General features: G+C 72.9%; 1 protein-coding gene. It reads left to right on the top strand.

Annotated elements, in window-relative coordinates; all coding sequences use genetic code 11:
• Nucleotides 1-3,075: amino acid adenylation domain-containing protein (locus tag AB0J09_RS60625; RefSeq protein ID WP_360712960.1), on the top strand; the 3,075-nt coding region annotated here is incomplete at both ends.

Raw genomic sequence — 3,075 nt, 5'->3', positions numbered from 1 at the left:
GGTCGGCTCGGGGCAGGCTGGCTCCGCCGATCGTGGTCGCACGGCGTGAAGGGCCGCTGCCGCTGTCGTTCGCACAACAGCGCCTGTGGTTCCTCGACCAGCTCGAACCCGGGGCCACCGAGTACCACCTGCCCATGGCCATGCGGTTGGCCGGCCGGCTCGACCCGGACGCTCTGAGCGCGGCGCTCGACCTCGTGGTGGAGCGGCACGAGGTGCTGCGCACCCGTCTGCTCAGCGTCGACGGCGTCGGCATGCAGGAGATCGACCCTCCCTCCGGAGCCGGCCTGACCCTGATGGACCTCGGTGCCGAGCCGGACCCCCTGGCCCGCGCGGAGGCGATCATCACGGCGGACGCGCGGACCCCGTTCGACCTCGCGACCGGTCCGCTGCTCCGCGCCCGGCTGATCCGGTTGGGGCCGGACGACCACGTGCTGAGCCTGTGTATGCACCATGTGGTCTCCGACGAGTGGTCCGCCGGCGTGCTCCGCCACGAGCTGGTGGTGGCGTACGAGGCCTTCGCCCGCGGTGACGCCTGCCCGCTGCCACCGCCCCTGGTACAGTACGCCGACTTCGCGATCTGGCAGCGCCAATGGTTGCGCGGGGACGTCCTGGACGGACAGCTCGCGTACTGGAAGGGAAGGCTGGCCGGAGCGCCGCCGCTGGAGCTGCCCACAGACCGGCCACGCCCGGCGGCCCGCTCCTCGGCGGGGGCGACGCTCGACTTCGAGGTCCCCGCGGCGACCGCCCAAAGGTTACGGGCCGTCGGCGGGGACGCTGGCGCCACGATGTTCATGACGCTGCTGTCGGCTTTCACGGTGCTGTTGGGCAAGTACGCGGGCCAGGACGATGTCGTGGTCGGCACGCCCATCGCCGGCCGCAACCACGAGGAGATCGAGGATCTCGTCGGGTTCTTCGTCAACACCCTCGTCCTGCGCACCGACCTGTCGGGCGACCCCACATTCACCGAGATCGTCGGACGGGTGCGGCACGAGGCGTTGGGCGCCTACGCTCACCAGGACGTGCCGTTCGAGCGGCTCGTCGAGGTGCTGCAGCCGGAACGCGACCGTTCGCGCACCCCGCTGTTCCAGGTCATGTTCGACTACGCGCAGGGCGGGGGAGCGGGCTGGGAAGCGGGCTTCGGCGACGGCTTCACCGTCTCCGGTCTGCGGCTGCCCCGCGAGACTTCGCTGTACGACCTCGCCCTCGTGCTGGCCGACGAGGGCGAGGACGCCCCGTTGAGCGGCGTGGTCGAGTACAGCACAGAACTGTTCGACCGCTCGACCGTGGAACGGCTGGTCCAGCACCTGGTCGCGCTGCTCGACACGGTGGCGCGGCGCCCGCACGACCACCTGTCGGACCTCTCGCCGCTCGACGCCGATGAGCTCCGGCGCGTCGTCACCACGTGGAACGACACCGTCCTGGACATGCCCGCGGCGATCGAGGCCGCCACCGGCTTGGCGGCCGGGGTGCGCGGTGTGCACGAGCTGGTGGCCGCACAGGCGGCCCGCCGACCCCGCGACGTGGCCGTGGTGGCCGAGGACGCGTCGTTGACCTACGCCCAGCTCGACGCACGGGCGAACCGGCTGGCGCACCATCTGCGCGAGCTCGGGGCCGGGCCGGAGACGGTCGTCGCGCTCTGCCTGCCCCGCGGCCTGGACCTCGTCGTGGCCCTCCTGGCGACGTGGAAGGCCGGGGCGGCGTACCTGCCCGTCGACCCCGAGTATCCGGCCGAGCGAGTGGCGTTCATGCTGGCGGACGGCCAGGCCGGCGTCGTGCTGGCGGTCCGGTCCGTGGAGCTGCCCAAAGGCTCCTTGACGGTCCTGCTCGACGACCCGGAGACGGCCGCCGCCATCGACGCCAGGCCGCCGACCGCGCCGCGGCTCGAGTGCCTGCCCGCCCAGGTCGCCGCCGTGATCTACACCTCCGGCTCCACCGGCCGCCCCAAGGGCGTGCTGGTCCCCCACTCCTCGCTGATGAGCGTCTTCGCGGCGTGGGCGAGCTCGTACGCACCGGCCGGCGCCGCCTACCGCTGGCTGTCGGTCACCAGTGCCAGCTTCGACGTCTTCACCGGCGACGTGGTGCGGGCGCTGTGCTCCGGTGGCGCGCTGATCCTGGCCCCCACCGGCCTCCAGGCCTCGGCCCTCAACCTGGCCCGCACGGTGGCCGAGCACGGCGTGAACGCTTTCGAGTCGGCCCCCCGCTTCGTCGACGAGCTGATGGCACACCTCGAGTCGACGGGCGGGCGGCTGGAGACGCTGCGCCTGGTGATCGTCACCACGGACGTGTGGCGCTCACCCGGAGTGGTTCGCGCCCGCCGCGTGCTCGGACCCGGCGTCCGGCTGCTGACAGCCTTCGGGATCACCGAGACCACGATCGACTCCACCTACAGCGACCTGGCGGGTATAGAGCCCGGTGACGAGCGGCCGACCCCGATCGGCGGCCCCCTCCCGAACACCCGGGTCTACGTGCTGGACCGTTTCCTGTCACCGGTGCCGGTCGGGGCGCCGGGAGAGCTGTTCGTCGGCGGCCCCGGGGTGGCCCGCGGGTACGGCGGTCGCCCCGAGTTGACCGCCGAGCGGTTCGTGGCCGACCCGTTCGCCGCCGACGGCTCCCGGCTGTACCGCAGCGGCGACCGGGTCCGCTGGCGGACGGATGGCCAGCTGGAGTTCCTGGGCCGGGCGGACCAGCAGGTGAAGGTCCGTGGATTCCGGATCGAGCCCGGTGAGGTCGAGGCGGCCCTGCTCCTGCACCCCGACGTGGTTGCCGCGGTCGTGGTGGCTCAGGCGGACGGCGGCGACGCACGGCTGGTCGCCTACGCGGTGCCGGCCTCATCCGACACCGGACTGCCGCCCACGACCGAGCTGCGCGCCTTCCTGCGGACGACCCTGCCCGACTACCTGATCCCGTCGGTGTTCGTGGAGCTGGCGTCGGTCCCGCTGACCCTCCACGGCAAGATCGACCACCGCGCGCTGCCGGCGCCGGACGGGACACGCCCCGAACTCGGGGTGGCGTTCTCAGGCGCGCGGACGCCGGGTGAGGAGATCTTGGCCGGGGTGTGGGCCGAGGTGCTGGGCC

The sequence above is a fragment of the Nonomuraea sp. NPDC049784 genome (assembly GCF_040659615.1).
GTDB lineage: Bacteria > Actinomycetota > Actinomycetes > Streptosporangiales > Streptosporangiaceae > Nonomuraea.
This window is presented reverse-complemented; position numbering and strand designations above follow the sequence as displayed.